Annotated in this window: 6 protein-coding genes; all 6 read left to right on the top strand. The window is 42.2% G+C overall.

What is annotated here, in order from left to right:
• A partial coding sequence (locus MOB01S_RS11780; RefSeq protein ID WP_066805750.1) for an SGNH/GDSL hydrolase family protein occupies window positions 1-1,316 on the top strand: 1,316 nt, incomplete at its 5' end.
• 2 nt (window positions 1,317-1,318) lie between these two features.
• A complete protein-coding gene (locus tag MOB01S_RS11775; RefSeq protein ID WP_066805747.1) occupies window positions 1,319-2,551 on the top strand; it encodes a GDSL-type esterase/lipase family protein in 1,233 nt (410 codons plus the stop codon).
• A gap of 41 nt (window positions 2,552-2,592) precedes the next feature.
• On the top strand, window positions 2,593-3,081 hold the full coding sequence (locus tag MOB01S_RS11770; protein ID WP_157074000.1) for a methylated-DNA--[protein]-cysteine S-methyltransferase: 489 nt from the start codon (window positions 2,593-2,595) through the stop codon (window positions 3,079-3,081).
• Window positions 3,078-3,956, top strand: coding sequence for a DUF2272 domain-containing protein (locus MOB01S_RS11765; protein ID WP_169798152.1), 879 nt, complete (start codon window positions 3,078-3,080; stop codon window positions 3,954-3,956). The genes MOB01S_RS11770 and MOB01S_RS11765 overlap by 4 nt, the downstream gene beginning before the upstream one ends.
• Window positions 3,957-4,095: 139 nt before the next feature.
• On the top strand, window positions 4,096-4,305 hold the full coding sequence (locus MOB01S_RS12915; protein WP_369406669.1) for a transposase: 210 nt from the start codon (window positions 4,096-4,098) through the stop codon (window positions 4,303-4,305).
• Complete coding sequence (locus MOB01S_RS13000; protein WP_439646425.1) at window positions 4,280-4,534, top strand: REP-associated tyrosine transposase; 255 nt, start codon at window positions 4,280-4,282, stop codon at window positions 4,532-4,534. Before MOB01S_RS12915 ends, MOB01S_RS13000 begins: the two co-directional genes overlap by 26 nt.
• The last annotated feature ends 315 nt before the right edge of the window (window positions 4,535-4,849 follow it).

The raw sequence follows: 4,849 nt of genomic DNA, 5'->3' as shown, positions 1-4,849 counted from the left end.
TGATACAAGATGATGTTGTGATACAAGATGATGTTGTGATACAAGATGATGTTGTGATACAAGATGATGTTGTGATACAAGATGATGTTGTGATAAATAAGATTGATAATCATTATGATGAAGTTTTGGGGCAGGCAATCACAACAAACAAGGCAGTTAAGAGTGAGGAAATTGCTATTTTGCAAGACAAGCCCAAAGAGACCGACCGTGTGGGCTACCTACAAACGCATCAATCCGAACCTGCACATATTGAAACCATGCAAATCACATATGCAGAACAACCGACAACTGATCAACCCATACTTGATGTGTCATCGGATAGCATTCATAAGAAAAATACACTTTTCCCTAAAAATTTTGGCAAGCCATTGTTATTTTTGGCGGGGTCATCTGTGCTTGGTATTTGGGTCATGCAACAATCCATCAATGCCTATTTTTTACAGACTTATCATAAACCAAGCCCGCTTGCCAATATTGACAATAATGTTTGGAAAGCAGGGGCGAAGATTCATGATGGGCTAGCACAGGCAAAACAGGGTACGACCGAATCTTTACAAAGCGAACCAGCTTCCAATCCTAGCATTACACCAAAAACACCCAATGTTCAACCTCCTCAAGAGTCTGAGCCGTTTTTGTCTGTTATGACCACAGAGCAAGCCAAAGCACAGATGATCAAGGCATCTTTAACTTTAAATAAAACACAAAAGGTGTTTTTTGCTGGGGATTCACTCATGCAAGGGGTTGCCCCTCACATACAAAAATATTTGCAAGAATTTGGTATAAAATCTGTCAATCTTAGCAAGCAAAGTACAGGGCTTGCATACCCTAAATTTTTTGATTGGCAAACCACCATCAAAGAGACCATTGGTAAAGACAAAGATATTAAAGTGCTTATCATCATGCTAGGGCCAAACGACCCTTGGGATATGCCTGTCAAGGGTGGTAGTAAATATCTGAAATTTAAAAGTCCAGAATGGGATAGCGAGTACCAATCTCGCATGGCGGATATTTTAAACTTTACCAAAGAGCATAACGTTGGCGTGATTTGGGTAACGCCCCCAAACATGCGTAAAGAAAAATTAGATTCTCAAATGATGCATATCAATGATGTGATGATGGCGGAGCTTAATCGTCATCAAGTCCAAATCATTGATGCTCGCCCTGTGATGGGGAGTATTGACAACAAATATAGCGATTATCTCATCAAAGATGATAAAAAAATCAAGATGCGAACGGGTGATGGCATTCATTTTACACCCGATGGACAGCGTGAACTGGCACAACATATCCAATCTTTTTTAACCATTGAACAATAACAATGACACTTAAACGACTTTATCTTCCCCTATTGCTTGGTGTGAGTGTATCTGCCCATGCCAATCTCACCAACTATGGCGAACCAAACACCCAACTACTGATGAGTGCATTTGCCCAAAATTCCTTGCATATTGTTCAGCTTGGTGATAGCCATACCGCAGGTGATACCATGACGGACGCACTGCGTCAGCGTTTGCAGGCTCGCATGGGTGATGGAGGCATGGGCTGGGCAATGCCGATGTATTTTAGTGGTCAGCGTATGGCACGGTTTGGTTATGATAATGTGGATTTTACCCCTGTTTCTAGCCGTCATGAACTTGGTGAAAATTATACGTTGGGGGGCATGATTGCCAAACCCTTATGGCATGGGGCAACACTGACTCTAAAATCCAAACACGCAGAAAACCCCCAACGGCTCTTTATTAGCATACGACAGCCTGCGGGCGATGGTCGCTTTATCGCCCAAGATGCACGGGGTCAACGTTTTGCTGTACAAACCGCCCAAAAAAACGGACAATGGCAACTTGTAGCCATCAATGCTACATTGCCTGTAACGCTTTATAATGATGGGGCAAACCGCTCTGCTATTGGTGGGTGGTGGGCATTAAACCCAAACGGTCAAGGGGCAGTTGTCTCTGCCATTGGTATCAATGGGGCGGAGCTTTCTTATTGGAATCGTTGGAATGATGGTGCTTGGCAACGAGAATTGTCGCTTATGCGTCCAAATCTTTTGGTGTTGGCATATGGCACAAACGAAGCCTATAACGGCGTATCAGGGCAAACTGTCAAACAAGAACTGATCAAACGTATTCGCCAGATTCGCACCGCCAGTCCCCAAACTGCCATACTTATCATGTCCGCCCCCGAATCCCTAAAAAGCACGGCAGGGGATTGTGGGGTGCGTCCAAGCACCTTGACAGACGTACAAAGGGTGCAACGTGAAGTTGCTCAAACCGAACGCACACTCTACTGGGATTGGCAAAATGCGATGGGCGGTCAATGCTCAATGAAATGGTGGATTCGTCAAGGCAAGGCATCATCAGATGGTGTGCATTTTAGTCAGTCGGGTTATAGCGAATTGGGTTATCGTTTTGCTGATGATTTGCTGACTTTATTGTCAAAAAGAACTTATACACCAAATGCACTTAGCCCACAAAGCACACCAGTTAACTACTCTGTACCTAACATCTCAAATTCCAATCAGGGCTACATTCGTATTGAGCGAGCGAACTAATGTTGGGCTTTTATTATAAACCTCCTTTGGCATTGCCCTTGATGAGGTTGACTATTTGGGGTGATAAATTGCTCCTGCTTGATTGGTTTGATGATAAAACCAATCAGTTGTCTACCAAACTCCATAAATCTATAACTTTTATGCCTATTGATGAGATGAATGGCAATGACCAAAAGTTTGCTCGATTCATCATGCAGGAGTTGGACGCTTATTTTAACGGTACGCTTTACAGATTTAGCATACCTCTTGATGTGTCGCATGGGACGGATTTTCAGGTAAAAGTTTGGCAAATGCTGATGAATATAACTTATGGAGAAACCATAAGTTATAAAGAGCTGGCTACACAGATTGGCAACCCTAACGCCTTTCGTGCTTGTGCCAATGCCAACGGTAAAAATCCAATTTCTCTCATCGTTCCTTGTCATCGGGTGATTGCGTCTGATGGAAGTATCGGTGGTTATACAGGTGGGATAGGCATCAAGGAAACATTGCTTAATTTTGAAAAACAATACAACATCAAATGCAAATGATAAAACCACTCAAATTATTTATTTTAACTACTACATTGTTTTTAACAGCTTGCGTTTCTGCTGATTTGGCACAAACAAATTTATGGCAATCACCCACTCCTAACTTTTCTCCAAACACCTCCAAATCTGAACGTATCGCCACCATTGCCCTGCGTGAACATCAAGTGTGGGGTGAGCCATTTATTACCATTGATGGCAAAATCGCCAAATATGACCACTACGAAGCAGACAATTCACGGCTGGCAGATGGCTCTTTGGCGTGGGAGAGGGTAGTGGCATACTGGCGTGATGGTAATGTATTGACAAAGTTGAATAGAAAGTTACCCTACCATCAATGTAATAAACAGGACAAATCCATCAATGCCAGCTCCAACATTTGTCGTGCCTTTGCCAGTGATGTGGCGTGGTCGGCGACTTTTGTGTCGTATGTGATGATGCAGGCGGGGGTGGATTTTGAGACTTCGCCTCGCCATTTTGATTATATTCGTCATTCGTGGCTTGGGCGGGGTGATTATCGTGTAGCAGACCCATTGGTGAGTCGTGTGGCGGTGGGAGATTTGTTGTGTTATGTGCGAGGTGATGCCCGTCAGTTGGTTGCAAACTATCAGGATTTGCACAATTATCTTACCAACCATCAAACAGGCTTGCCAGCTCATTGTGATATTGCGGTTAATGTTGATAAGGATAAAGGTGAGGCATGGTTTGTGGGTGGCAATGTCATGCACACCGTCATGCTAAGAAAGATGAAAATAGGGGAACAAGGACAAATTATCTTGCCCCAAGAAAAAGCCAGTCCATGTACGCCAAAAGATGAACAATCTTGTCAGCTCAATCGCCAAGCGTGGGTGGTGTTGTTAAAGTTGGTAGAGGGTTGAGTGTGGCGTTCAGTCTTTGTTGGGTTTTTTTTTATTGAATGTATGGTCAATAAATTTCAAAATCCACCACCCAGCCCGTAGGTTGGGCTTTGGTGCGAAACCCAACAAATTCAAAGAGCAATGCTAAATTACTGTTAACTTGGCTGACAGGTCAAGTGATTTGCTAATAAGGCATATTGATGATTTACACAATGTTTTTAAAATTGTCAAACAAAAACACCCATTTGACATTGAGGCAATTGTGATATTGCCAGACCATTTACATATGCTTTGTACTTTTGGCGATGATTGTGATTATTCTACACGCATTCGCTTGATTAAATATTATTTTTCCCAAAAAAATTCCTAAAAATGAAAGAATTTCAACCAGTCGCCAAAAGAAACAAGAAAGAGGAATTTGGCAAAGGCGATTTTGGGAGTATTGTATCAGAGATGAACGAGATTTTTATTTTCACATTGATTATATTCATATCAATCCTTTAAAGCATGGTTTGGTAAATAGAGTGATAGATTGGCAATATTCATCATTTCATCGTTATGTTGAAAATGGGATTTTACCAAAAAATTGGGGTGGTTGATTTTTATGGGTTATCTTGGTGCAAAAAAATGTTGGGTTTCGTTCCTCAACCCAACCTACGAGCTGGATGAGACGGGCGGAACAGCAGCTTGCCAAAATGTGGCAGCCATTTAAAGGCAAATAAACAGGCAAAATCGCAGGTTGAGACAAGGGTCTCGACCTGCTGATATTCTTGATTTACAATGTAAGCAATTTTTAACACAATTTTAAGGAGCAAAAAATGAGTAGCAACGGCATTTACGTTTGGGACACCAAACACGGCATTCCACAAAATCACAGCGAAGCCAATGAAATTTTAGACAAATTAAGCGGCTAC

This window comes from Moraxella oblonga NBRC 102422 (assembly GCF_001598275.1).
In the GTDB taxonomy this organism is placed as follows: Bacteria; Pseudomonadota; Gammaproteobacteria; order Pseudomonadales; family Moraxellaceae; genus Moraxella; species Moraxella oblonga.
This window is presented reverse-complemented; position numbering and strand designations above follow the sequence as displayed.

Bases quoted from the DNA above. Each gene is read 5' to 3' on its own strand.
- MOB01S_RS11770 (WP_157074000.1), top strand. From the start codon at position 2,593: ATGAGGTTGACTATTTGGGGTGATAAATTGCTCCTGCTTGATTGGTTT.
- MOB01S_RS11775 (WP_066805747.1), top strand. From the start codon at position 1,319: ATGACACTTAAACGACTTTATCTTCCCCTATTGCTTGGTGTGAGTGTA.
- MOB01S_RS11765 (WP_169798152.1), top strand. From the start codon at position 3,078: ATGATAAAACCACTCAAATTATTTATTTTAACTACTACATTGTTTTTA.